Below are 23,828 nucleotides of genomic sequence, written 5' to 3'. Positions count from 1 at the left end.
ATGAAGGCGGGATTGTTGATTATTGGTGACGAGCTGCTTGCTGGCTCATCTCAAGATAGACATTCGCCTTGGCTCATTGGTGAGCTATCAATGCATGGTGTGATTGTTTATGAGACCCGCCTTGTCGGTGATCACGAAGATCAAATTTCAACAGCGATCAGTCAGTTGGCGGCAATGTCTGACTTGGTCATTGTCACAGGGGGTTTGGGGCCAACAGCTGATGATTTAACCCGGGAAGCACTTGCGGCAGCTGGCGGCGGTCCACTCAAGGAAGACAAAGAGGCATTGGCTTCGCTCCAAGAGTGGTTTTCTGATCGTGGTACGGAGATGCCTGACAGCAACCGTAGTCAGGCAATGCGCCCAGATGGTATGAAATGTGTTCGCAATACCTGCGGTACAGCACCTGGGTTGCTCGGAGAGATTAATGGTGCTCAAGTCCTGGCGTTGCCGGGGCCTCCCATTGAAATGCAGACGATGTTCAACGATGTCAGGGATGTGATTCTTCGTGGTGACGCCGATGCATTGGTCAATATTTCGGGCGGCGTCTTTGCCTTTGGTATGCCGGAGGCATTGGCTGGCGAGCGGCTGGGTTCTCTGATGGATCGCGGGCAAATGCCAAGTGTTGGACTAACGGCTCGTAATGGGATTTTGCATGCAGTGGCGCGAGCGCAGGGTTCAGCTGATGTCGCTTCAAAGATGGTGCAGACGTGTGTCGAAAGGATTAAGCAGGCGTGGTCACCTTGGGCTTTCAGTTGTGAGGATCGGTCATTGTCGAAGGTCGTGGGGGAATTGCTTGACGAGAAAAAGCTCACGATATCCACGGCAGAGTCTTGTACAGGTGGCTGGATTGGTAAATCACTGGTTGATGTGGCAGGCTCAAGTGCTTGGTATGTTGGTGGGTGGGTCGTTTATCGCAATGAGATGAAATGTACGCAGTTAGGTGTTGATCCAACGCTCATGCAAGATGGAGGGCCCGGTGCCGTTTCTCAAGAAGTGGCTATTGGTCTTGCCAAAGGAGCCTGTCAATTGGCAGGAAGTGATTTGTCGCTGTCCGTGACAGGTATTGCAGGTCCGACAGGAGGTTCGACAAGCAAGCCAGTGGGCACGGTCTTCATTGGATTGTGTGATCGGCGATCTGATCCTGAACATGTGGCCGTGAGGCAGTTTTGCTTTTCTGGACACCGGAGCCAGGTGCGTGAGCGTACTGTTAATGCGGCTTTGCAGATTTGCCGCTTGTACCTGCTTGGTATTGAGCCTGCTGAGCCACTTCTTTGGGAAGTGTCGGGGCATTCGCTATGACAGGCCAGGCGCATATTGCACTAGGCAGTAATCTCGGGGACCGAGAGGCCGTTATTCAACAGGCTCTTCAAAAACTCCAAGCCAACGGTCTTTGTCATGTGATTCGATGCAGCACGGTGATCGAAACAGAGCCAGTAGGTCCGCCGCAGCCAAACTATTTGAATTGTGCAGCGCTGGTCCAAACCCAGCTGCAGCCTTTAGAGCTGATGGAGCACTGTCTTGACATCGAGCATCAGATGGGGCGGGATCGGACCACGGATGTACGTAATGGGCCTCGAATCATTGATCTAGACGTCTTGTTTTTTGGTCAAGTCGTCATGGATGATCCAGCCTTGACTCTGCCCCATCCCAGATTGGCCCAGCGTTTGTTTGTGTTGGGGCCGCTCAATGAAATTGACCCTGAATTCGTACATCCCACACTGGGACTGGCAATAAAGGAACTGTTTCAGCGTCTATAGAGTGTTCCATGAAGTCGGTTGCTACTATCTGGAAGCAACGTTTCTTTCCTAGGTCGATCTCATCATGCATTCAGGAGTCTGGTATGAAAGCACTGTCAGGTATTTGTTTTACGGTCCTTGTTCTCTCGTTGTCTGGTGGGGTCAGCGCTGATGAACGAGAGAAGACCGAGGCCGCTATTGTTCGAGGCGAAGCATGGCTCAATGATATGCAAGAAGCTTATCGAAAAGCGCCTGCCATTAGTGAAGTGGTCACCGTTACAAACGAGTTTTACAAAAAAGAGAGTAGGACAGGCGGCACCATCGATAGCAAGACTTATCGCTTTGCTTTTGGCGGTCAAGAAGATCTTCTCTATGAGTTTGATGGTGGAGCGGTGCGCATTCATCAAGGGACACTTCACGCCAAAGCAGATAGTCGACCTGGCCGTATTCTGGTGAGACCACAGGCGGGCTCATTGATGGAGTCGATTCAGGCAGACTTGGGCGGCCTACCGGTTGTCTTTCAGTTGCTGATGCATGAGGGTGCTCCGATGAGTGATGCATTGGAGGCAATGTCACAGGGGCAAATAAACAAACTCCAGGTTGTTGCTTCAGGAGATACCAGTACCGACACGCAGGTGATGCAGTATGAAGTCGAACTCGCCGGTGAGGGCTCGCAGAATCAGAAGCCGGCTTCAATGTTGGTCACCATTTCACCATTGACCAATCTTCCAACTGGGATCATCGTGCGAACGCAAGATGAAAACACGAACTATGTCACACGATTTGTGATCAAGTCCACCATCATGGACAAGCTTCCACAAGATCTTGTCAAGAGTGCAACAAGTGAGCAGCGGATCGTTGAATCTATTGGAGAGCTCTTGGCGCCTGTGGCAGTCAATGATGTCGCGCCGGACTTTAAGCTCAAGTCACTCGATGGTCATGAAGTGACCTTGAGCGAGCTCAAGGGAAAAGTTGTTCTTTTGGACTTCTGGGCAACATGGTGTGGCCCCTGTAAACGTGGACTTCCCATGCTCGAAGAGCTTTCGAAATGGGCGCAGTCGCAAGGCGGTGCTGTTGAGGTCTATGCCGTAGATATTATGGAACGCATGACTCCAACGGCGACTGAAAAAGCGGTTTCGGAGTACTGGAAGAAGAACGGTTTTACAATGCCCGCTCTTTTGGGAACGGGTAGCCCGGTCAGCCGTGACTGGGGCATTCGATCGATTCCCGACACGGTGATTATTGGTAAGGACGGAAAAGTTGCTTGGCGGCACAAGGGATATAGTCCTGATAATTTGAAGCTCTGGAAGACAGCAATCAGTGAGGCTCTTGCAGAAAGTAAGTAATCTTTGGCATTGCCAATGAGGAGGCTGTGGTTGCGAATATTCCGCTTATGTATGTTGGGTCCCGTGCTCCTTCTTGCCGCCGTGGGCGTTGAGACGGCCGTTGGACAGGAAGATCAAATGGATGCTGCCCTTGCGCAGTTGGTCACCACTTATCGTGATCAAGGGCCATGGCAGGTGCAGACTGAGATTGAGGTGGTGGTTCAGTCACAGGGCCAAGAGGGTCGTGCCAAGGTGAAGCAAATCACTTGGATTGGTGATGCTCATGGTCGGGCGGTCGCTACTTTTGGTGGATACGTCACACGGGTCGAGCCAGGCCAGATCACCATCACGCATCAAGATACTGAAGGTCGGTTTTATCAGCGTTCACTTAGCCAGGCAGATCAAGGTGCCCAGCTCGCGGCGGCACTGCGAGACTTGTGGCTTTCGATTCCAGATCCCCATGTTGAGTTGTTATTGGCCCAGTCGGTCAGTCCTGATATGTTTGCGCGGATGGCGCCTGGTCAGGGAGCAATGAAGCTGGATGCGACTGATATTGAAACAAATGAACAGGGTGAGATTACGAAAAAGACAATTGTCTTTACTGGAATAGGTCGGCATTTAGAATTATCCATTGATCCAAAGACAGGGCTCCTCAAGGAAAGCACGCTTCGAATGTCCGCTGGCCCACAAGTAGCGGCGGATAGTGTGTTGATCTATCGGCAGCGTCATCAAGTCGAAGCAGTGGATTCAACGGTACTGGATGATGCACTTCAATTCTCTCCAGAGCGCCGGCAGCGGACCGATCTGGTGGCTTCGTTGGGACCGGGAGCAAAAATGAATGTCAATGGTGGTGTGGCTGTTGCAGCTGGTGACACCGCGCCGGCATTGGAATTGCCAATGCTCACTGGTCCGCTCGTCAATCTGGCTGACTTACGCGGTGAAATCGTCATCGTGGATTTCTGGGCGACCTGGTGCGGACCTTGCCGTCGGGCCTTGCCACATTTACAGGAAGTTGCTGAATGGGCCAGGCAAGAGGATAAGCCACTGGTGGTGCTCGCAGTCAATACCATGGAGCGGCATCGTGGCGTACAACGTCGTGATGCCATTGATGCGGTATGGGACCAGCTTGGGCTTGATCTCACGGTATTGCTTGATGAAGGAAGTCAGACAGCTCAGGCGTGGGGTGTCTCAGGAATTCCTTCGACATTCGTCATTGACCGTGCAGGAAAAATCATTGCTCATCACAGCGGCTTTTCGCCTGATATTGGTGAGAAGCTTATTCAAGAAGTCGAGCAATCGCTTGCAGCGGATGGCTGAACAGTTGGTTTTATGATGCGAGGTGTTGGAGGCGAAAAATCATCCACCTTCGACGGCTGTCAATGACTGGGATGTACTCAGATCTTTCGCAATGAGGGCCACGATTTTCTCCTGAAAACGTTGCGCCGTTCCCAGTGGTTTCTGGAGGTCATTAATGAGAATGCTAAAGCAGCAAGTGCGACCGTTGGGTGCCGTGACATATCCAGAAAGTGAGCAGACGCCTCGGATGTAACCAGACTTTGCTCGTACCATGGCGCTATGCAGATCACAGCTTCTGAATCGCTTCTTCATGGTGCCACTTGAGGCAGCCAGCGCTAAGCTTTCAAGAAACACTGATGCGACGCGGTCGTCTTGATGAATAGAATGAAGCAAGCTGGTCATGAGCTGCGCCGATACGCGATTGCGGCGACTGAGTCCTGAGCCGTCTGCGACAACGAGAGGGCCGCTGTAGCTGGGAATACGATTGAGTATTGTGGATCGAATAACGGCACAGCCAGTTGGCCATGTGCCGGGTTTGCCGGTGGTGGCGAAGGCAATGCGTTTGAGTAATGCCTCAGCGTAGAGATTTTCACTGTCCCTGTTGCATCGTGTTAGTACAGTCGCCAATGGTGTCATTGCAATTGGCTCGATGAGGGTGCCGCGAGCCGGCAAATGTGAAGCTGTCGCTGTGGTTGTTTGCTTGACGGTCGTGCCACTGGCGGTAAGCCGATGGGCGAGTAGCTCAGCGAAGAAGTTTGGTGGATCATGCATCGTGACACGCAGTGGATCCCGCTGGACATACTTGACATTACCAGTGAAGGTGAGCGTATTCGAAGTGTCTGGTCGGGTGACCGCAATGCCAGAGGGGGCATCTGAAGAACGATCTGCTCTTGTCTTATCGGTGTGTCTCAGCCAAGGACTCTTGGGTTCAACATGTGATACATCATTCCTGCCGGTGCCAGCAGGTCGTGGGTAGCAGTGCAATACATTGAGGTGATAGTTGAATCCACTGACCTGTGCTTGGTAATGACGAAGTCGCTGATTGGCAGGCCAGTCTGGATGACTGAGCTGCCGGTCAAAGATACGGTCGTCGATAACCAGCTGGTCGATTTGGCCAATTTGGTGCCTACTGATTGCCTCAGTCCATGCGTTGACCAGTGCGTCGGGTTGTCCCCAATTGGAGTTGATTCTTCGCAGCTCGTCAGCCAGTTCGGGATCAGCGAGCGAGGGGTCACCATCTGAGACCACCATTAGTTTTTTGCCATCCCAGATTAACTTGGTTTGGAATTCGAATTGAGGCCCCAGTGTGTCAAGTGCTGCAGCCGTGGTGAGGATTTTCATATTGCTCGCCGGGAGCATGCTCTTGCTTCCATGGTGGCTGGCTCGACGACGACCAGTATCGGCATCAACGACTGAGACTGAAATGGTTGCTTTGCCCAAGTTGGCTCGATCGATGCAAGCGGCGATCTCGCCTGCGAGATCAGCCCACGCTGTTGAACATAAAGCAATTGATAGGAAACTGGCAGCCCAAAGGCGGCTGATTGAGTTGTGAGATCTCTGGAATGCAATCGATACGCTCAAAATGACCTCCGAATGAGTCTCGCCAGGCAGGGTTCTGCCCCGAATTTCGAGGATGAGCTCAGGGCCCATCACCAGGGCCAGACGATCCAGCTCCTGGGTGGCTCTTCTATCGGCGGATTGGGGCGAATTGGTTGAGATGGAGGCCTTGTTGTTGGATTTGAGAAAAATTGAAGTTTCCTGGAATCGAATTGTGGCCCACAGAAAGCCGTTGTGCCTGCTATCTTCTGCTCGTCTGATCATTGCGGGCTGTAGAAAGGAATGCCATATGAGCAGTAAATCGCACTTGAGTGCAGCCAATATCCTGGCCTGGATTGGGAGCTTTGTTGTGTGCCTGGGCACGCTTGTCGTCATGGTGCTGGTCACCATCAATTCACCAGTTGTCAGTGGCTATGAGGCGCCACCGATGCCGAGTTCCACCGATGTGTCAGCACAAGATCGAGCCGCACTGGTGGATGCAACGATTAGCCAAGCGGGTGCATCCAGCGTTGTTCGTTTTCCAACGATGAATGTGAGCTTTGTGCCAACCAAGGCGAGCGGAGACAAGAGTCCATCACCGGTGGGCAATATGCCCAAGGGAACCGCCTACGCAGTGACTGATTTTCCGGTGGGCGCACAGTTTGAAGTTTCATTCCCGATATCACCAAAAACCCGTATGGCTCACGTCGGTGCAGAAATCTCTGGTGGCCAGGTGATGATCGGTATTCAATTAGGCGAGGAAGTTGAAATCGTTGCGTCGGGTTATGCTGCAGTTGGGGAGACACGAAGAGTGATGTCACCGCAAGCAGTGAGTTTGCCCTACGACAGTGTGATTCTGACTTATGAGTTTACACCACTGAAAAATGGTGTTTCCTGGATTCGTGGTATGTGGCAACCTGTTGGTGCAGATTCGGCCACGCCACTGCCGGGTGATGAATGATCGCACCATTGGTGTGAGGTGACGGCGCGAATGACAACACAGGCCGTTAAGAGGCGTGTCAAAGAGTTGCGTGAGCAAATTCGCGCTGCTGATCGTGCATACTATGTCGATGCTGAGATGCTGATGCCTGATTCGTCATACGACGAATTAATGCGCGAGCTGCAGGAACTTGAAACGCAAAATCCAGATCAATACGATGCTGCCAGTCCGACTCAACGGGTTGGTGGTGAGCCAATTGCCGGCTTCGTTTCTAAGAAGCACGCGGTGCCGATGCGGTCTATTGATAATACATACAGCATTGATGATGTTGAGGCCTGGGACCTTCGTGTCCGAAAGGGTTTGGGCGATTCAAGTGCGATTGAATATGTTTGCGACCCAAAAATTGATGGTGTCGCGGTAAGTCTTCGGTATGAAGAAGGTCAGCTCGCAGAAGCATTGACGCGTGGAGACGGAACGCGTGGAGATGATGTGACCAGGCAGGTGCAGGCGATTCGAAGCGTGCCCCTGGTGCTTGAGGGGCGCACCGTTCCTGACTCGTTTGAGGTTCGTGGGGAGTTGTTTATTGATAATGAGCAATTTGAAAGGATCAATAAGCAGCGAGAGAATGATGGTGAGCAATTGTTTGCCAACGCAAGAAATGCAACTGCTGGAACACTGAAGAGCCTTGATCCAGCTGTCGTTGTGAAAAGAAAGCTCCGCTTTCTTGTTCATGGTCGTGGGCAGGCAGATTCAAACGATGCAATGTCTTGCTACAGCCAGTTTCTGGTGGCTTGTCGTCAGTACGGGCTTCCAACAGTCGCAGCAACAGATCCGGTAGAAGATATTGCTGCGGTGGCCAAGTATATTGATACGTTTGCAAGTGAACGTGGTGATCTGGGTTACGGTATTGATGGTGTTGTCGTTCGCGTTGACCGCTTTGCGATGCAAGAGCAACTGGGTTCAACCAGTAAGGCTCCGCGATGGTGTATTGCTTTTAAGTATCCTGCTGAGCAGGCTGAAACAACCCTGCTTGAAGTGCAATGGCAGGTTGGCAAAGGCGGTACATTGACGCCTCGTGCGACTATGGAGCCGATTTCCTTGGCCGGTACGACGGTGAGTCATGCAACCCTGCATAACATCGAAGAGATTCATCGTAAAGATATCCGTGTCGGAGATCGAGTGGTCGTTGAAAAAGCTGGCGAGATCATTCCTCAAGTTGTCCGAAGTATAGAGTCGCATCGCAGTGGAAAAGAAACAAAAATAAACGGTCCTCGCAAGTGTCCTGATTGCAAGGGTGTGGTTGAACAAGAGGGGCCGAAGCTTTATTGCGTGAATCCCGAGTGTCCTGCCCAATTTCGGGAAAAGGTCAAGTGGTTTGTTGCCCGTTCGCAAATGGACATTGATGGTATGGGTGACAAGCTTGTCGACCAATTAGTAGAGGCTGGGCTGATTGCCCACTTTGCAGATATTTATCGACTGAAGAAAGAAGATCTCTTGTCGCTTGAGAGAATGGCAGAAAAGAGTGCTGATAATTTGCTTGCCGGTATCGCATCCAGCAAAGGGCGGGGGTTGGCTCGAGTCATCGCTGGGCTTGGTATTCGGCATATCGGTGCGACCGCTGCAAAGGCGCTTGCTTCTCACTTTGTCGACGCCAAGGCATTGTTACAGGCCAGTGAGATGTCACTTAAGGCGCTGCCAGATTTTGGCGATGTCACGGCTGCAGTCCTCCATGACTATCTTTCATCAGAGCAGGGGCGCGATATCTTGACGCAACTCGATCAGCTGGGTGTTGATCTCAGTAGCCATTCGTATGGAGCGTCTGCTGCTGGATCGATCTTTAGTGGAAAGGCATTCGTGCTAACCGGTTCACTTGATGGTTTTTCTCGAGCCAGTCTGGCCGAGAAACTGGAGTCGCTTGGCGCAAAAGTTTCAGGTTCTGTCTCAAAGAAGACCGATGTCGTCATTGCTGGCGCATCTCCTGGATCAAAGCTTGAAAAGGCAATATCTTTGGGTGTTGAGGTCTGGGATGAAGCTGATTTAATTTCAGCGCTGGGTTCTCTTGGCAACAGTTCACCTTCGTCGTGATTTTGATGCAAGGTTGAATCAAGGAAGCGTTTCTCAATGGATTTAGGTATTGCTTTAGCACTCATAGTTCTTAGTGGTTTTTGGGGGCGATATTCCCAATCAGATCGTCGATCGCCGTATCGGGGATTCCCTTTCATATGCGGCAGTGGCATAAGCGAACATCGTGCTAGGTTGCGAAGTAGCCCATGATCTGACTTAATGTGCGCTAGCAATTGGACCTTCTCGCGTCAATCAGGAGCCTCGCTTTCACGATGCATGTTGCCTATTTAGTCAATCTCTACCCAACGGTAAGTCACACGTTTATTCGGCGGGAAATTCACGCACTGGAAGCCGAAGGTGTTGAGGTAATCCGTCTGGCTTTGCGCGGGTGGGATAGTGAACTTGTTGACCCGCTTGACTTGGCAGAGCTTGATAAAACCCGTCACACGCTTCGGCACGGTATAAAGGGCCTTGCGATGTCAACGGTTCGTGTGCTGCTGCGCCGTCCGTGGGCGTTTGCGCGGGCCTTAAAATTGGCGCTGCGCATGTCACGAAACCATGAAAGGTCTTGGCCATTCCATCTGATTTATCTAGCACACGCCTGCCGTATTTTGACTTGGCTGAAAAAAAGCGATGTGACGCATATCCATGCGCATTTTGGAACAAATCCTGCCGAGATTGCCTGTCTGATCAAGGCGCTTGGTGGTCCGCGGTATAGCTTCACAATTCATGGGAAAGAGTTCCTTGACGATCCCAAACATCAAGCCCTTCCGATCAAGGTTGAACATGCAGAATTTGTTGCGGCGTCTTGCGCGTATATTGCCAGCCAGATCATGTATCACACTCCCTACGCCCTATGGCAGAAGGTCGAAGTGGTCAGGTGCGGGCTGGCAAAATCACGGTTTGCCGCACCCGCGACTCCACCGTCAGATGCACCGGTATTTCTGAGTGTGGGGCGGTTCAGTCCGGAAAAGGGGCATTTTGTTCTCTTGGATGCCTTTGCAGAGGTGCATGCGCGCATTCCTGAGGCGCGTCTTGTGCTGGCGGGGGATGGTCCGATGCGCGCCCAAATCGAAGCGCGTATTGCGAAATTTGGGTTGGCAAAGTCTGTGCGGCTGGCCGGATGGGTGACGTCTGATCAGGTGCAACAGGAACTGCAAGGTGCACGAGCCTTGGTGCATCCAAGCTTCACCGAAGGATTGCCAGTGGTGATCATGGAGGCAATGGCAGGTCGCCGTCCAGTGATTTCAACATATATAGCAGGCATTCCAGAGCTGGTCCGAGATGGAGAAACGGGATGGCTTGTTCCAGCTGGGCAGGTGGCCCCTCTCGTAGAAGCGATGTGTGCCTGTGCCGATATGTCTCAAAGTGAAATCAGTCAGTTTGCCGAGGCAGGTTTTGATCGCGTGCAACGTATGCATGATGTCACAACAGAAGCGGCGCGGCTGCGGGGAAAATTTCAAACTAGATTGGGTGATTAGTGTGATGCTGAAGCGTGCGGCCCTATGGGGTCTGGCAACCCGGCCGGTCTATAGCGTCCTCAGGCGCCGGGCCCATCGCGGTGATCCAATAACACTGCTGTGTTACCACACCTTGCGGCCGATGGCGGAACAGCTGGATGCTTGGACGGTTTTAGGGGTTGAAGCTTTTCTCGCACAGATCGCGATGCTGAGAGAAGATTACGACATCATCACGCTTGATCAGGCGCTTTTAGAACGCGCTTCGGGGTCTCGGCCGCGTGTTGTGCTGACCTTTGATGATGGTGAACGCGGGCTTTACGATCATTTGTTACCTGTGGTGGAAGCCGAAAATCTGCCTGTTACGGTTTATGTGGCGACATCTCAGATCGAAACCGGCGTCGCATATTGGTTTGACCGGATTATGAACGCCTTGCAGGTCGCGGGCCCGCTAACGATTGATTTGACACCGCAAGGGCTGAGTCGTTGGACAGTTGGACCGGTACGGGGCAAAGAGCGTTGGCAGCAAATTGGACCGATCTTGGAGGCAATCAAAGAACAACCAACGAGACAGCGCGATGCATTGGCCGATCAGGTTGTGGGCCAAGTGGGATCGCAGGCCACGGGGTTTGCGCCCCTTGAGCCGATGACCTTGCCACAACTTCAAAGCTTGGCCCGGCATCCGATGATCACGATCGGGGCGCATAGCCATGGTCATGAGCTGCTTGATCAGTTGCCTTTGCAAGACGCTGAGACCAGCATTGTTCGGTCCCGCGATTTACTGACGTCTTGGACCGGCCTTCCTGTTCATCATTTTGCCTATCCAAACGGCAATTATACCCCAGAGCTGATGAACATTTTACAGGCACAGGGCTTTTCTTCTGCAACGATCCTAGAGGACCGGTTGGTGTTTCCGGAGGCGCCTGCTACGGCGCTGCCGCGTATTGGGGTTGGTCGATATGACCACTTAGATCGTCTTCGGTTACGGCTCGTTGGTATATAAATAGCTATGTTATGTTGGCGACACTTCACGTTCGTCGTGATTTTGATGCAAGGTTGAATCAAGGAAGCGTTTATCAATGGATTTAGGTATTGCGTTAGCACTCATGGTTCTAAGCGGCATTGTGATTGGGGGGATCGCTGCAATGCTTGGTATCGGTGGTGGCATGATCATGGTGCCGACGCTTTTGTTGATCTTTCTGCTTTTAGACATTCCAGAGGAAATACGGATGCAAGTGGCTTCGGGAACCTCGCTCTGTGTGATGATCGCGACTTCGGCTGGCAGCGTTATTTCGCATGCACGTCAAGGGAACATTGTGTGGCTTATCACACGGCGCGTTATCTTGGGCATGAGCATTGGGGTGATTGTTGGAGCAATACTTTCAGATCAATTAGACAGTCGAGTGCTTCAGTTAATATTTGGCGTCGTCATGTTTATCGTTTCTTACCTAATGATCTTTGGGTTTAAGGTGACACCACGCCAGCGACCGATGCCGAGTCGGAAGGTTTGCGCGTCGATTGGATCTGCCGCAGGGTTTAAATCTGGGTTACTTGGTGTTGGCGGTGGCGCGCTCAGTGTGCCCTGGTTGACCTACGAGGGATTGCCGCAAGCCAAAGTCAGTGGCACTAGTTCAAGCTTTACGCCATGTGCTGCTGTGGTTGGCACCATTGCTTTTATTATGACGGGGTGGTCTGATGTTCATGTGCCCGGAACGCTGGGGTATGTGTTCTGGCCAGCACTTCCAGCTGCAGGTGGCGGCTCAATCTTGGGGGCGTTCTTGGGCGCTCGGTTAGCCAATAAAGTGCCCGGTCGCCAGCTGCGCATTATGTTTGGTCTGTTGGTCATTGGTGTTGGCATTGTCATGGTGCTGCCCTGAGCGACTGGTGAGAAGGGTGCTTGTTCCTCGGGCTGCTCTATGGCAATGATTCCACCTAGTATCAGGCCCGTCATAATCACCGTCAGCCCAATTCGATACCAACCGAAGATCGCAAAACTATGGCGGTTGAGATAGCCCACCAGCCATCGAATGGCCAACGCGGCTGAGAGGCCTGCTGCAACAAAGCCAACAATGACTGCGATCGGGCCCAGGGTTTCAAAGAGGCTGGGGCCGGGCTTGTAGAAGTGGCCGAAGAGTTTGTAAACGCAGGCGCCAGTCAGCGTTGGTAGCCCCAAGAGAAAACTAAATTCAGCAGCATGGCGAGGCCGAAGGCCTACAAAAAGGCCACCAAGAATAGTCATCATGGAGCGACTGGTTCCAGGCCAAAGGGCGCCGCATTGTAAAAGGCCAATGAAGAGCGATTGTTTCCAGGAAAGTGCGTCTAGCTCAGTAAACATATTCTGGGCTTGATCGCTGTCGCTATCGACGAGCTTGTAGTGAGACTTTTGCCAGCGTGAGACGATGATCATTGCCACACCACCAAGGCCCAATGCAAGTAATACTGGCACTGGCCTAAAGAGCCAGTACTCAATCGCACTTGCGAGTAGGACGCCCATAATGGCAGCAGGTAGGAAGGCAATTGCCAGATTGATAAAAAGTTTCAGGCCATTGCGATCGCGGCCGCGCAGGCCATTGAGCATTTGAAGGAGCCGTGGCCAATAAAGGAGGACGACTGCTAAGATCGCGCCGCCCTGAATCGCAATCAGATAGGTGTCCACCGCCTCCTTGATTTGGGCGGTTTGATCCAGCCCCAAAAGGTTGGCGACAATAATCAGGTGGCCAGTTGAGCTGATTGGTAGGTATTCCGTAATACCCTCAACAACTCCAAGAATAATGGCATCAAGTACAGTCAAAGTATTGGTCTATCGCAGCGTTCTGTTTGCTGGAGTGGGGAGTTTAGAACAGGGAAGGTGTCGTTGTTTACTCTGATGGCTTTGCATTATTGAGCCATGGCATCCAGCTTCGTACCGTTTTGCCAGCAGATTCCATTTCACTTGCGGCGATCTCCTGGCGATTGCGATGAATTTCCTTGCTTCCATCAGCGTGTTGTTGCTGCATCGCCTGGGCAAAGCTTCCATCTTTGATTGAGTCCAGGAGATTTTGCATGCCTGGCGCTAATTGCTCTGACCTAATCGTCTCATGGCCTTTGATGAGTCCAAATTCTGCGGTGTTGCTGATTGCTTTGAGCATCTCGGTCACGCCTTTTTCAAAGACCAGGTCAGCAATTTGCTTGATTTCCTGGCAGCATTCCAGATATGCAATTTCAGGTGGATAGCCAGCTTTGACCAGTGTTTCGAAGCCAGATTGAAGCAACGCGAGGAGCCCGCCGCAGAGGACGCCCTGTTCTCCAAAGAGGTCCGTCTCAGCTTCGATGCCAAATGTTGTTTCTACGACCGTCGCATTGGCAGCGCCGAGCCCAGCGGCCCAGGCCAGCGCCATCGCTCTGGCATTGCCAGCGGGTGATTCTTGCTGGACTGCGAGCAGGCAAGGTAGCCCAAGGCCTTCTTCAAATCGCATTCGTAATGCAATGCCTGGTCCTTTAGGCGCCACCATTACGACGCCGACATCCTTGGGTGGCTTAACGAGTCCAAAGTGCACAGAGAATCCATGTAGAAAACCGATGACGCAGCCACTTTGGAGTGCGGGCTCAATCGTGTTCGTAAATACTTCTTGGTGCACCTCATCAGGGAGCGAGAGAATGACAAGATCGCTGGCGGCGACTGTTTCAGAGATACCACTGACGGTAAAACCAAGTTCGGCCGCCTCGTCTCGCGTCATCGATTTTTCTCTGGCGCCAATGCAGACCTCGAGGCCACTATCACGGAGGTTGAGCGCATGGGAGCGGCCTTGATTTCCAAAACCAATGAGGCCTATCTTCTGGCCCTTCAGAGCGTCAATATTGATCTGTTTGGGGCCTTGTAGAGTGTTTAGAGGCATGGTTGAGGTGAGTCTCTTCAAGTTAGCATTGAAAAAGGTCTGGCCTGTTAGAGTGATCAGTACAATAATAGTGGTTCAGTCACGATGAAGCAGTGATGCCTGGTTGGTACCCCTGTGTGGAGGCAGATGGCCCATTCAAACAAATATTCTCTGCCTGAAGGGGCGGGCCGGTGGACACGGCAGCGGAAGGCGATCTATTCGACATTAAGATCGATGCGCAGCCATCCCACAGCAAAACAGCTCTACGCAGAAGTTCAGCATGAAATGCCCCGTCTGAGTCTGGCTACCGTTTATAACACGTTGGAAGCGCTTCATGACGCAGGTTTAATACAGCGTATGCCAATGAAAGATGGTGGCTGTCGCTACGACGCGAATATTAGTGAGCATGTGCACCTCAAAGTGGAAGGACGTGAAACAACACTTGAGGATGTGCCAGATGATCTTGGGCACGCTCTGTTAGAGCGTGTTAGGTCAGAAGTACTGGAACGCATTGAACGCAAGATGGGTGTGTCAATTGATGCTATCTCTGTGCAATTGCATGGGCGAACAGTTCAAGACGAAGTTAGATTAGACCAGGAATAGTATGTTTGTTTTATCTTTCGCGAGGAGAGCGGAACTGGGATGAACATTTTGCTCACAGGTTCAAGAGGGAGTGGTAAGACTTCAATCGGTCGGATTGTGGCTCGGAGTCTTGGCCGGCCCTTAGTCGATCTTGATTCACTGGTTCTTGATTTGTTCCAACAGCCGACCGTGACAGAGGTGTGGGCTGAGCTGGGCGAACAAGCTTGGCGTGATGGTGAAATGAAGGTTCTTAAAAGAGTGCTGTTGGGCAGCGATCAAATTGTCTCGCTCGGTGGTGGGGTCGTCATGATTCCACAAGCAAAGCAGCGCATTTTGGAAGCGCAGCTCGCTGGTCAAGCTGTTTTGGTGTACTTGGATTGCTCTTTGGAGACGCTAACCGCTCGGCTCCAGCGGGCGCAGGCTGAGGGAGATGATCGCCCCAGTTTGACTGGGGCTGATGTTGTTGAGGAGGTGGCTGCCGTTCTCGCTGAGCGAAAGCCAGTCTACGAAGCGATTGCCGATTGGAAGCTCTGTTCTGATGGTACTTCGATGGCTCAGGCGGCTGAATCTGTGATTCAGTGCATTATTTCGAGGGCATGGTGAGCGCTATTGAACAGACACAGCTGGTTTTCTGCTGCTCCTGCCCTGGCATGGTCTTACGATTGGTAATGCGATTAGGAGACTTTGCGGCCAACGCGTCGTTTACTATTGATAATGCGACGGCCAGACTTGGTCTTCATGCGTGCCCGGAAACCGGATTGTCGAGCCTTCTTGATGCGGCTCACTCGTCTTGGGTAATGCATGGCCATGACAAAATACTCCTGCCCGCCAGTTGAGCAACTCGCTCGCGGGGCACTTTCTAATCGGCGTGGCAGGGTAACAGGATTCTTGGGTCAAGGAAAGCTGAGGAACCCAGGATTTCATGAGACCTATAGGGAGACCGAGTCGATAGACTGAAAAGGTCGTCTGAGTGAGCTTTTCGGACCCTCCTAAGCCTAGCCTTCCTCGATGGGGCATCCCCGTTTTTGGATTTGGGGTTTCAGGCATTGGGTGTCTCTAGAGCACATCCAGAAGGCTTTAGAATCGGGCCAATATGATGCTGCTGAGGCATTTCTGGCCGCAATCTGGCCGCAATGAATCAGTGGTCGCAAGTCAGAAATGGCTGTGACTGCTGGAAGGGAATTCTGGATGGACAAAGCTGATATTTCATCGGCAGAGGAATTAGTGGGTTATTCATTCCGCGATCAGGCGCTTCTTGAGCGTGCGGTAACTCATGCTTCTTTGGTTGACATAAGGCATGAGAGTAATGAGCGGCTTGAATTTCTTGGGGATGCTGTTCTAGGGCTTGTGGTCTGCGAGTATCTACATGAGACCTTCCCTGATCTTCTTGAAGGTGACATGACCAAAATTAAATCATTAGTCGTGAGCCGAAATCAGTGTGCTGATGTCGCAGAGGAGATGGGGCTCGAACAGCTTTTGCGTATGGGTAAGGGGATGGTTGGTCGCGGTGGCTTGCCTCGCTCAGTACTCGCCGCTGTTTATGAGTCGCTTATTGGCGCCATCTATATCGATGGTGGCCTTGAACCAGCACGTCAAATGATCACGAACAATCTAAAGAAACGAATTCATGCTGCGGCAGAATCTGGGCATCAGTCTAATTTTAAGTCTGTGTTGCAGCAGCTCTCGCAGCGGGTTTATGAGCTCACGCCGCAATATATCGTGCTTGATGAAAAAGGCCCCGATCATGCAAAGGCCTTTGAAGTTGCGGTTGAGATAGGGGCGCGCCGATTTTCTTCCTGCTGGGGAACATCCAAAAAGCAGGCAGAGCAAGAGGCCGCCTTAGCGACCTTGCTTGAGCTTGATGCCGCGACTCGTGACGAAACAGGCGTGGTTCACCTGGTCCCCGAAGCAGAATAGTGTTTGATTAGATGCCTAAGAGCAGCCAGATGCCAAAAGCTTCTACTGAAAGCACAACGCCAACGAGCGCAACCCAAGGGAGTCGCGGTTTCCGTTGAGCGGCTGGTGTTGCAATCAACTTGAGGGCGCCGCAGGTTTGGTCAATTGACTCGCCTCGACGAGCACGATCCTGAACCAAGGCCATAATGAGGTTAGCATCAAAAGAGCGAATGCCAAGCGACTGAGCATTGCGAAGCACGCGATGTCGTCCTTCACTGGTCAAGATTGGTCCATTGAGTTCGGCCACCGTGCGGAGGGCGAGAACCCATCTGGGGTCGTTGGCTGATAGTTGAGCCGCAGCCCAATTTTCCTGGCCAACAGCTGTGGTTGGATCATGGTGTTCAACTGGCGCAGCGCCAACGCTCAGTCTGCCACTGCTGGATTGACTGATAGCGGCTGATCCAGTTGGGCGGACCAGTCGCAGCGCAGGTTGCTTCCTTGCAGATTCCATATCTCCATTTCCTCCATCGATGCCCGCCAACCAGGGGCGCCGGTGGGCTCTCTTGAACGTACCTCAGATCAGGGCAGCTGTCCGCGCAGGATTTGAAATTGACCATTGATGATCAAAGAGGGGAGGATCTGTACGGTCTCTTACTTTTGTCAGGCCGGTATTGAGCTTATTGGCCACTCATGCCAGGGCGACTCCGCGGTAGCACGGTGTTGTACTTCTTCGCTTCAGCATCCATGACCCGAATAGCGCCAGCATCATCGCTGTCACAGGTCACCGAAACGACCTGGTTGCCACCTTGGTTATTGACGATGATTGCACCACCCTGATTATTTGGAGATTGCCCTAGCAGCACAACTGGCACGCCGCGTTCATTAATGAGGTTCATGATGCCGCCTGCGGGGCCAACCCCAATAGCAAAAGCTCTTTGTCCCCGTTTATCCATGAGGGCAATTGCACCAGCATCTTTGGCGGTGGATATTGCAGCAGCAATTTTTTGACCTTGATTGCGAATCTCCAGTAAGCCGCCCTGCGTATCATCAACCCCAAGACTCGATACCGTATCGCCCTGACTGTTGGTCAGGTCGATGCGTCCGCCCGAAGGAGCGCCAATCAATGCCACAGCTGCCGAATTGTCTGAGGCCCCGAGTTGGAGTTGGCCACCCTCAGCAGTAGCCATGCCTGTTAAGTGTTGTCCGTCTGTATGATTGAGTGTCAGAATGCCACCATCAGTTTCATGTCCGAGCATGGTTGTGATCTGACCATCTTCATGGCGGGTTTCAAACCGTGCAGTGCCATTTTCTGAGATCAATGCCGCTGCGGGGCTCAATCGTGATGGCCCCAGTGAAATGGTGCCTTGATCATGGGCAGCGCTCATCGAGACGGTTGTGCCACCTGGCCCTTGTAGTGTCATGTCGACAGAATTCAGTGCGCCACTCGCGCCGAGCATTGCCCGGGCGCCACCGGGATTTGCAATTGAAGTCATGGCGAGATGATCCGAGGCGGACAGTTCAGCGCTGTGGCCGCCAACATTGGCGCTGATGCTGGCGTTTGATTCGGTTGACGCAAGTGTAATGGCACGCTGATCTTGCCCATTCCATAAACCTAAGGTCGCTCCAGACTCAGTGGTGTATGCGCCCATCGCTGTGCCGCCGAGGTTGTTCCAGATGGCCAAATCACCGCCATGTCCATTAACGGATGCACGCAGCACGTTACCACCGGAACTATTCCATAGATCGAGTCGGCCACCATTTTTGTCAGTCCCAATGGCAGCAAGTAAGCCGCCATTTTGGTCTAGGATTTCGAGCCGGTGAGCCTGAATGACATCGGCATTGCGAGGCATGGTGGCGGCCATGGTGGCCATTCCAACAAGAGCCATTCCACCCAAGCCAATCAGGAGGCGATGTTGCCGTCGTGATTGGATCAATTGCCTTTCGAGGGCTTCGATTCTTTGTTCATGGATCTGGTGCGTGTTCATGAATACCTCTCAGGAAACAGAACTTGCTGGGGGCGAAGGAATGCTCCAGCGTGATTTAATGACGTTTTTCGTCTTGGCGAGATCTGACCATGCATCGGCATAGAGATCACAGCGAATATCAAGGTATCCAGGATAGGCTTGCCGTGCCTCCTGGCATACTTCAGGATCAATTGAAATTATTGAGACCATCTCATGGGATTCAAGAATAATACGACCTCTGGGGTCGACCACGACTGATGGACCTCCAATTGGAACGCCTTGTTCAGGTGCAGGGCGGTTTACAGAGGCTACAAAGGTGCTGGTGGTCAGCGCGTTTGCCACAAAGATGGGCCTCCAAATGGAATACGTGGCAGCCTCGGTCGCTCGGGGGCAGACGATGAGCTGAGCGCCTTGGGCGCCCAGTAGCTGGCACCCCTGGGGGCGGTTGTTGTCTGAACATATCTGTATCCCCAGCGGCATCGAAAAGGCATCGATTCGTTGTGGAGCGGCTGTTCCCGATTCATAGTGACTCGACTCCCAGAACCCGGCTTCTTCTGGAATATGTACTTTCTGATAGCTCGCCACAAGCGTTCCAGAATGATCAAACACAAGTGCGGTGTTGTAGCGTTTGTCAGTTTCTGGATCGCGCACGATAGCGCCGCCCACCAAGCCAATGCCAACTTGCCGTGCGGCATCTGCTTGAATTTGATGGCGCGGCCCCAAAGGAGGCTCGGCATCATGGTCGATTTGGTTTTTGGTAGCCGCTGACCAAGGGTTCAAGGGAAGCTCAGGAAGCACCGCTAGGTCGGCGCCCGCAGCCTTGGCTTGCTCGAGGCGAGCAAGAAGGCGCTCTTGCCCATCATCTTGATAGAAGACGTCAGCGATCAGTGCCAATTGCAGTGGTGACATAGAACATCAAGGTAGCCGGTTTTCGCCTCTTTCGCCCAAGCTGGGAGTGATTGGTCCAAAACTGCCGAAGTGAGTTGATGGGGGATGATCAGCGACACCATTCGGAGGGTCTTATTGTGGAAAGTCACCAGCATCATCAACTCAAGCGTTCTGCCGCAGTCTACGCACGTCAACAGGGCTATGCTGCGGTGGCCTGTGAGGTGCGCTGTCCGATCTCGCGCTACCGTGCAGATGTCGCTGGTTTTGCTGGGCGGCCAAAACCAGGTCGGACCATCATCATCGAATGTAAGCAGTCGCGGGCTGACTTTATTCGCGACCGTCGTGGCGCCGAAAGCTTGCTTCGCCAGCGAAGGCAGTTGCTCGCAGAAGGGCGGGCCATGGAGGCGGGGCAATCGCTACTCTTCTTTGGCAAAACCCAGGGTGATCAGTCGCTGCTCTTCCGTCACTCGCATTGGGTTTCAGATAAGCAACGAGATCATGTGCGCCAAGCGTTAATGAAGGTCGAGCGAGCCCTCTATGGCCATGCTAAATTTGCTTTGATGACGCGCTATTGCTTAGCGGATCAACTTTTGATTGCAGCGCCGACCGGCATGATTGCGCCGCTGGAACTGCCACTGGGTTGGGGCCTATTGGAGTTTGAGTTAAGCGAAACTGTTGCTGATGATCGCAGTCCTATCAGCTGGCCCGCGCCGGTACTTCGGGTGACTGCGGAGCAACTTGCTTGCCAAGCGCCCATGCGACAGCGGATGCTGGCGAATATTGCCGTGGCAGCGACCCGTGAAAATGCACAGTTACGTTCTCGGTTATCGGAGACGCATCGGCCAATGGCTACTGCTGAAAATATAAGTCTGGCTTGCGATCACGCAGTAGGTTGTTGATCTTTGATGGACCAATGGTCTTGTCATCGGCAAGAGCAGGATCGATCTCCGCAGTAATCACGGTTGCCTTCGCTTCTGGAGCGGCGGCTTGGACTTGTCCGTTGGGATCAACGATGGTGCTGGCGCCAGTGAAGGTCAAGGTGTCGCCGCCGCGTGATTCAGTACCGATGCGGTTGGCAAGCACGGTATACACATGGTTCTCAACACATCGGGTGACGGTTGCCTTTTGGCACCATTGCAATACCAGATTGGCGCTGTGGCAAAGAATCTGCGCTCCATTGAGCATTAAGCTGCGAGCTGTTTCAGGGAAGATCCAATCAAAGCAGATCATCAGACCCAGTCGTCCGCTGCTGGTTTGATAGACCGGCGGTGGGGCGGCGCCGGGTGTGAACCAGAGCGTCTCTTTATCAAAGAGGTGAATCTTGCGATAGGTGCCGAGCACCTGGCCTTGATCGATCAAGACTGAGCTGTTGTAGATCGTCTGATCATCACGTTCAGCAAGACCTGCAAAGATCGTGCATTGCCTTTCGGCGCTCGCTTGCTGTAGGGCGCTGACGGTGGGGCCATCGACAGGCTCGGCCAAGGCGGCGGCTTCTTCCTGGCTGGTAAAGACATAACCGCAGTGAAAAAGCTCAGGTAAGACATAGAGGTTGGCTGGGGGGCCGGCCTCGATGAGATCAAGTGCTGTTTGCACATTGCGCTGACTTTGGCCAAAGGCGGGTTCCATTTGTACTGCTGCGGCGATCGTCATGTCTCATATGGTAGAGCCTGGAGACAGAAGTGCTTTAGATGTTCCGTTAAACAGCAACGCCAGCCTGTTTGGCCGGCGTTGTTGTCTGTTCTATGGCTGAGAAGACCATTGGGGCACAGAGAGAGAAGAGAGAAGAATCGAGAAGAGAGAAGAAAGTCTTTTGAAGTGGGTCTCAGTCAGTCACCGTTGTGCCTCCCTGACCCACTAGTACAAGCGTCAGTTTCACGCTGGAGGTGAAACGATTAGTTGGAAAAAAGAGATAAATTTTCTGTGACTGGTCTCAGGGCTCTGAAAGCGGCTTAAACGTGGTTTTCAGCGGCAAGCAGGCTATGAGCAATCAAGAAAGTAACCAATACGCCAGCCTTTACGGGGCTTCGGGCTGTTTGGAATTGTTTTCGATGGCATCAAGCTGGGCTCGATATTGGGCGGCCGTGGCGTCATGGCCGCCGTCTGGCTCTGCTTCATGCCAGGCGTCGTGGAGTTTGATCATGCTCTTGATCGAAAGAAGCGTATCGGGATGCTCATCACCCAGGGTGCGGCGGCGAGTTTCCAGTGCCTCGGTGTAGTACACCTCTGCCTCGTCGTACTTGCCTTGGTCATGGAGTAGGACGCCCATGTGGTACATAGAGGTCAGCGTGTCAGAATGCTCATCACCCAGTACGCGGCGGTAACCTTCTAGCGCCTCGGTCAGGTACACCTCCGCTTCGTCGTACTTGCCTTGGTCAGAGAGTACGGCGCCCATGTTGCTGATCGAGCTCAGCGTGGCAGGATGCTCATCGCCTAGGAGGCGACGTATGCCTTCTATCGCCTCGGTCACGTACACCTCCGCTTCGTCGTACTTGCCTTGGTCAGAGAGTAGGGTGCCCATCTTGCTGATCGAGTTCAGCGTGGCAGGATGCTCGTTACCCAGGACGCGACGCTTGCTTTCTAGTGCCTCGAGAAAGTACACCTCTGCCTCGTCGTACTTGCCTTGGAATTGGAGGAAGAGGCCCATGTTGTTGATCGAGCTCAGCGTGTCAGGATGCTCGTTACCCAGGAGGCGACGACGGCCTTCTAGCGCCTCGAGAAAGTACACCTCTGCCTCGTCGTACTTGCCTTGTTCGTAGAGTAGGATGCCCATGTTGCCGATCAAGCTAATCGTGTCAGGATGCTCGTCACCCAGGACGTGACGACGGCCTTCTAGCACCTCGGTCAGGTACACCTGTGCCTCGTCGTACTTGCCTTGTTCCAAGAGCAGCCCACCCATGTTGTTGATCGAGTTCAGCGTGGCAGGATGCTCATCACCCAAGGTGCGGCGGCGAATTTCCAGAGCCTCCACGTAGTACGGCATCGCCTCGTCGTACTTGCCTTGTACCCGGAGCAGGTTGCCCATGGCGTTGATCGAGTTCAGCGTTTCAGGATGCTCATCACTCAAGGTGCGGCGGCGAGTTTCCAGAGCCTCCACGTAGTACGGCATCGCCTCGTCGTACTTGCCTTGTCTTTCGAGCAGAGCGCCCATGTCGCTGATCGAGTTCAGCGTGGCAGAATGCTCATCGCCTAGGAGGCGACGACTGCCTTCTAGCGCCTCGGTAACGTACACCTCCGCTTCGTCGTACTTGCCTTGGTCAGAGAGTAGGGTGCCCATCTTGCTGATCGAGTTCAGCGTGGCAGAATGCTCGTTACCCAGGACGCGACGCTTGCCTTCTAGTGCCTCGAGAACGTACACCTCTGCCTCGTCGTACTTGCCTTGGTTAGAGAGTACGGCGCCCATGTTGCTGATCGAATTCAGCGTGTCAGGATGCTCGTTACCCAGGACGCGACGACTGCCTTCTAGCGCCTCGGTGTAGTACACCTGCGCCTCGTCGTACTTGCCTTGTCTTTCGAGCAGAGCGCCCATGTCGCTGATCGAGTTCAGCGTGGTAAAATGCTCGTTACCCAGGACGCGACGCTTGCCTTCTAGTGCCTCGAGAACGTACACCTCTGCCTCGTCGTACTTGCCTTGTTCCAAGAGCAGGGAGCCCATGTTGTCAATCGAAACAAGCGTTTCCGGATGCTCGTTGCCCAGAAGGCGGCGGCGACCGTCAAGCGCCTCAGTGTAGTTCAGCTCTGCCTGGTCGTACTTACCTTGTACCCGGAGCAGGTTGCCCATGGCGTTGATCGACCCAAGCGTATGGGGATGTTCATCACCCAGCGTGCGGCGGCTGCCTTCAAGGGCCTCGATGTAATAGGGGAGTGCCTCGATGTAATAGCCTTGCCAGTAAAGCAAGTGGCCCATGTTTTTGATTGAGGTGAGTGTGTCAGGATGCTCGTCACCTAGGAGGCGGCGCTTGCCTTCTAGTGCCTCGGTGTAGTAGACAAAAGCCTCTTCGTACTTGCCTTGGTTTCCGAGCAAGTTGCCCATTTCGGTAATCGAAGTCAGCGTTTCAGGATGCTCATCGCCCAGGTGTTCACTGCGTAGTTGGAGCGCAGTTTCCTGTGGACCAGTCGCCTCTTCGAGCAGGCCAAGTTCGCGAAGCGTGTCTGCCAGCGATTGCAGCAACTGCGCCCGTACCAGTGGCTGATCAGCAAACTGCTCGTTGATCGCAGTGTGCGTTCCTTCAAAGACGTGCTCGCTGAGGAGACCAATCGCTGCGCCCGTGAAATCCGCCCCCGCCACGTCCG

The 23,828-nt window shown here is 53.1% G+C and carries 21 protein-coding genes and 1 pseudogene; 13 read left to right on the top strand and 9 right to left on the bottom strand.

Annotation, left to right across the window (positions count from 1 at the left end; translation table 11 throughout):
• The 4 genes from P8J86_08350 (at window position 1) to P8J86_08335 (ending at window position 4,378) form a co-directional block, all read left to right on the top strand.
• Entirely contained in the window at window positions 1-1,299 is a 1,299-nt protein-coding gene (locus P8J86_08350) for a CinA family nicotinamide mononucleotide deamidase-related protein (protein ID MDG2054704.1), read from the top strand.
• Window positions 1,296-1,757: a 2-amino-4-hydroxy-6-hydroxymethyldihydropteridine diphosphokinase gene (folK, locus tag P8J86_08345; protein ID MDG2054703.1), complete on the top strand. Its 462-nt coding sequence runs from the start codon at window positions 1,296-1,298 to the stop codon at window positions 1,755-1,757. The genes P8J86_08350 and folK overlap by 4 nt, the downstream gene beginning before the upstream one ends.
• Window positions 1,758-1,840: 83 nt before the next feature.
• Window positions 1,841-3,082: a TlpA disulfide reductase family protein gene (locus P8J86_08340; GenBank protein MDG2054702.1), complete on the top strand. Its 1,242-nt coding sequence runs from the start codon at window positions 1,841-1,843 to the stop codon at window positions 3,080-3,082.
• Between the two features lie 30 nt (window positions 3,083-3,112).
• Complete coding sequence (locus tag P8J86_08335) at window positions 3,113-4,378, top strand: TlpA disulfide reductase family protein (protein ID MDG2054701.1); 1,266 nt, start codon at window positions 3,113-3,115, stop codon at window positions 4,376-4,378.
• A 39-nt stretch (window positions 4,379-4,417) separates the two neighbouring features.
• On the opposite strand, the gene dacB is transcribed toward P8J86_08335, so the two are convergent.
• Complete coding sequence (dacB, locus tag P8J86_08330) at window positions 4,418-5,938, bottom strand: D-alanyl-D-alanine carboxypeptidase/D-alanyl-D-alanine-endopeptidase (protein MDG2054700.1); 1,521 nt, start codon at window positions 5,936-5,938, stop codon at window positions 4,418-4,420.
• Between the two features lie 265 nt (window positions 5,939-6,203).
• On the opposite strand from dacB, the gene P8J86_08325 reads away from it, so the two are divergent.
• From P8J86_08325 to P8J86_08305, 5 genes are all read left to right on the top strand, one after another.
• Entirely contained in the window at window positions 6,204-6,854 is a 651-nt protein-coding gene (locus tag P8J86_08325; protein ID MDG2054699.1) for a hypothetical protein, read from the top strand.
• 30 nt (window positions 6,855-6,884) lie between these two features.
• Entirely contained in the window at window positions 6,885-8,918 is a 2,034-nt protein-coding gene (gene ligA / locus P8J86_08320) for an NAD-dependent DNA ligase LigA (GenBank protein MDG2054698.1), read from the top strand.
• A gap of 398 nt (window positions 8,919-9,316) precedes the next feature.
• Window positions 9,317-10,378 carry a glycosyltransferase family 4 protein gene (locus tag P8J86_08315; GenBank protein MDG2054697.1) on the top strand — a complete coding sequence of 354 codons (1,062 nt, stop codon included), beginning with the start codon at window positions 9,317-9,319 and terminating at the stop codon, window positions 10,376-10,378.
• Complete coding sequence (locus P8J86_08310) at window positions 10,317-11,357, top strand: polysaccharide deacetylase family protein (GenBank protein ID MDG2054696.1); 1,041 nt, start codon at window positions 10,317-10,319, stop codon at window positions 11,355-11,357. Before P8J86_08315 ends, P8J86_08310 begins: the two co-directional genes overlap by 62 nt.
• Before the next feature lie 76 nt (window positions 11,358-11,433).
• The gene (locus tag P8J86_08305; protein ID MDG2054695.1) at window positions 11,434-12,231 is read left to right on the top strand and encodes a sulfite exporter TauE/SafE family protein; all 798 of its coding nucleotides are present in this window, start codon (window positions 11,434-11,436) and stop codon (window positions 12,229-12,231) included.
• 62 nt (window positions 12,232-12,293) lie between these two features.
• Here P8J86_08305 and P8J86_08300 read toward each other — a convergent pair.
• Both P8J86_08300 and ilvC read right to left on the bottom strand, forming a co-directional pair.
• Window positions 12,294-13,145 (bottom strand): annotated as a pseudogene (locus tag P8J86_08300) (undecaprenyl-diphosphate phosphatase).
• A gap of 67 nt (window positions 13,146-13,212) precedes the next feature.
• Window positions 13,213-14,229, bottom strand: a complete 1,017-nt coding sequence (gene ilvC, locus P8J86_08295) for a ketol-acid reductoisomerase (GenBank protein ID MDG2054694.1) — start codon at window positions 14,227-14,229, stop codon at window positions 13,213-13,215.
• A 126-nt stretch (window positions 14,230-14,355) separates the two neighbouring features.
• On the opposite strand from ilvC, the gene P8J86_08290 reads away from it, so the two are divergent.
• A complete protein-coding gene (locus P8J86_08290; protein ID MDG2054693.1) occupies window positions 14,356-14,811 on the top strand; it encodes a transcriptional repressor in 456 nt (151 codons plus the stop codon).
• 39 nt (window positions 14,812-14,850) lie between these two features.
• Window positions 14,851-15,393: a shikimate kinase gene (locus tag P8J86_08285; protein MDG2054692.1), complete on the top strand. Its 543-nt coding sequence runs from the start codon at window positions 14,851-14,853 to the stop codon at window positions 15,391-15,393.
• 71 nt (window positions 15,394-15,464) lie between these two features.
• On the opposite strand, the gene P8J86_08280 is transcribed toward P8J86_08285, so the two are convergent.
• Window positions 15,465-15,593 (bottom strand): 50S ribosomal protein L34, encoded by a 129-nt coding sequence (locus tag P8J86_08280; protein ID MDG2054691.1) that lies wholly within the window; start codon window positions 15,591-15,593, stop codon window positions 15,465-15,467.
• 385 nt (window positions 15,594-15,978) lie between these two features.
• Here P8J86_08280 and rnc point away from each other — a divergent pair, with 385 nt between their 5' ends.
• Complete coding sequence (rnc, locus tag P8J86_08275) at window positions 15,979-16,707, top strand: ribonuclease III (GenBank protein MDG2054690.1); 729 nt, start codon at window positions 15,979-15,981, stop codon at window positions 16,705-16,707.
• 7 nt (window positions 16,708-16,714) lie between these two features.
• On the opposite strand, the gene P8J86_08270 is transcribed toward rnc, so the two are convergent.
• The 3 genes from P8J86_08270 to P8J86_08260 form a co-directional block, all read right to left on the bottom strand.
• Window positions 16,715-17,197 (bottom strand): hypothetical protein, encoded by a 483-nt coding sequence (locus P8J86_08270; protein MDG2054689.1) that lies wholly within the window; start codon window positions 17,195-17,197, stop codon window positions 16,715-16,717.
• 166 nt (window positions 17,198-17,363) lie between these two features.
• Entirely contained in the window at window positions 17,364-18,671 is a 1,308-nt protein-coding gene (locus P8J86_08265) for a hypothetical protein (protein ID MDG2054688.1), read from the bottom strand.
• Window positions 18,672-18,680: 9 nt separating this feature from the next.
• Complete coding sequence (locus P8J86_08260) at window positions 18,681-19,559, bottom strand: carbon-nitrogen hydrolase family protein (protein ID MDG2054687.1); 879 nt, start codon at window positions 19,557-19,559, stop codon at window positions 18,681-18,683.
• Between the two features lie 116 nt (window positions 19,560-19,675).
• On the opposite strand from P8J86_08260, the gene P8J86_08255 reads away from it, so the two are divergent.
• Window positions 19,676-20,437 (top strand): hypothetical protein, encoded by a 762-nt coding sequence (locus tag P8J86_08255; protein ID MDG2054686.1) that lies wholly within the window; start codon window positions 19,676-19,678, stop codon window positions 20,435-20,437.
• On the opposite strand, the gene P8J86_08250 is transcribed toward P8J86_08255, so the two are convergent.
• Together P8J86_08250 and P8J86_08245 are read right to left on the bottom strand one after the other, a co-directional pair.
• Window positions 20,388-21,188: a nitrilase-related carbon-nitrogen hydrolase gene (locus tag P8J86_08250; GenBank protein ID MDG2054685.1), complete on the bottom strand. Its 801-nt coding sequence runs from the start codon at window positions 21,186-21,188 to the stop codon at window positions 20,388-20,390. The genes P8J86_08255 and P8J86_08250 overlap by 50 nt on opposite strands.
• Before the next feature lie 364 nt (window positions 21,189-21,552).
• On the bottom strand, window positions 21,553-23,828 hold a 2,276-nt coding region (locus P8J86_08245; GenBank protein MDG2054684.1), incomplete at its 5' end, for a tetratricopeptide repeat protein.

Source organism: Phycisphaerales bacterium (assembly GCA_029268515.1).
GTDB lineage: Bacteria > Planctomycetota > Phycisphaerae > Phycisphaerales > SM1A02 > JAQWNP01.
The sequence above is the reverse complement of the archived record's forward strand: the minus strand, read 5'-3'. Positions and strand labels throughout refer to the sequence as shown.

Excerpts from the sequence above, each read along its gene's own strand:
- folK (MDG2054703.1), top strand. The coding sequence starts at position 1,296 with ATGACAGGCCAGGCGCATATTGCACTAGGCAGTAATCTCGGGGACCGA.
- P8J86_08260 (MDG2054687.1), bottom strand. The coding sequence starts at position 19,559 with ATGTCACCACTGCAATTGGCACTGATCGCTGACGTCTTCTATCAAGAT.
- ilvC (MDG2054694.1), bottom strand. The coding sequence starts at position 14,229 with ATGCCTCTAAACACTCTACAAGGCCCCAAACAGATCAATATTGACGCT.
- P8J86_08305 (MDG2054695.1), top strand. The coding sequence starts at position 11,434 with ATGGATTTAGGTATTGCGTTAGCACTCATGGTTCTAAGCGGCATTGTG.
- ligA (MDG2054698.1), top strand. The coding sequence starts at position 6,885 with ATGACAACACAGGCCGTTAAGAGGCGTGTCAAAGAGTTGCGTGAGCAA.
- P8J86_08280 (MDG2054691.1), bottom strand. The coding sequence starts at position 15,593 with ATGCATTACCCAAGACGAGTGAGCCGCATCAAGAAGGCTCGACAATCC.
- P8J86_08325 (MDG2054699.1), top strand. The coding sequence starts at position 6,204 with ATGAGCAGTAAATCGCACTTGAGTGCAGCCAATATCCTGGCCTGGATT.
- P8J86_08350 (MDG2054704.1), top strand. The coding sequence starts at position 1 with ATGAAGGCGGGATTGTTGATTATTGGTGACGAGCTGCTTGCTGGCTCA.
- P8J86_08340 (MDG2054702.1), top strand. The coding sequence starts at position 1,841 with ATGAAAGCACTGTCAGGTATTTGTTTTACGGTCCTTGTTCTCTCGTTG.
- P8J86_08285 (MDG2054692.1), top strand. The coding sequence starts at position 14,851 with ATGAACATTTTGCTCACAGGTTCAAGAGGGAGTGGTAAGACTTCAATC.
- P8J86_08265 (MDG2054688.1), bottom strand. The coding sequence starts at position 18,671 with ATGAACACGCACCAGATCCATGAACAAAGAATCGAAGCCCTCGAAAGG.
- P8J86_08310 (MDG2054696.1), top strand. The coding sequence starts at position 10,317 with ATGATGTCACAACAGAAGCGGCGCGGCTGCGGGGAAAATTTCAAACTA.
- P8J86_08270 (MDG2054689.1), bottom strand. The coding sequence starts at position 17,197 with ATGGAATCTGCAAGGAAGCAACCTGCGCTGCGACTGGTCCGCCCAACT.
- P8J86_08250 (MDG2054685.1), bottom strand. The coding sequence starts at position 21,188 with ATGACGATCGCCGCAGCAGTACAAATGGAACCCGCCTTTGGCCAAAGT.
- rnc (MDG2054690.1), top strand. The coding sequence starts at position 15,979 with ATGGACAAAGCTGATATTTCATCGGCAGAGGAATTAGTGGGTTATTCA.
- P8J86_08290 (MDG2054693.1), top strand. The coding sequence starts at position 14,356 with ATGGCCCATTCAAACAAATATTCTCTGCCTGAAGGGGCGGGCCGGTGG.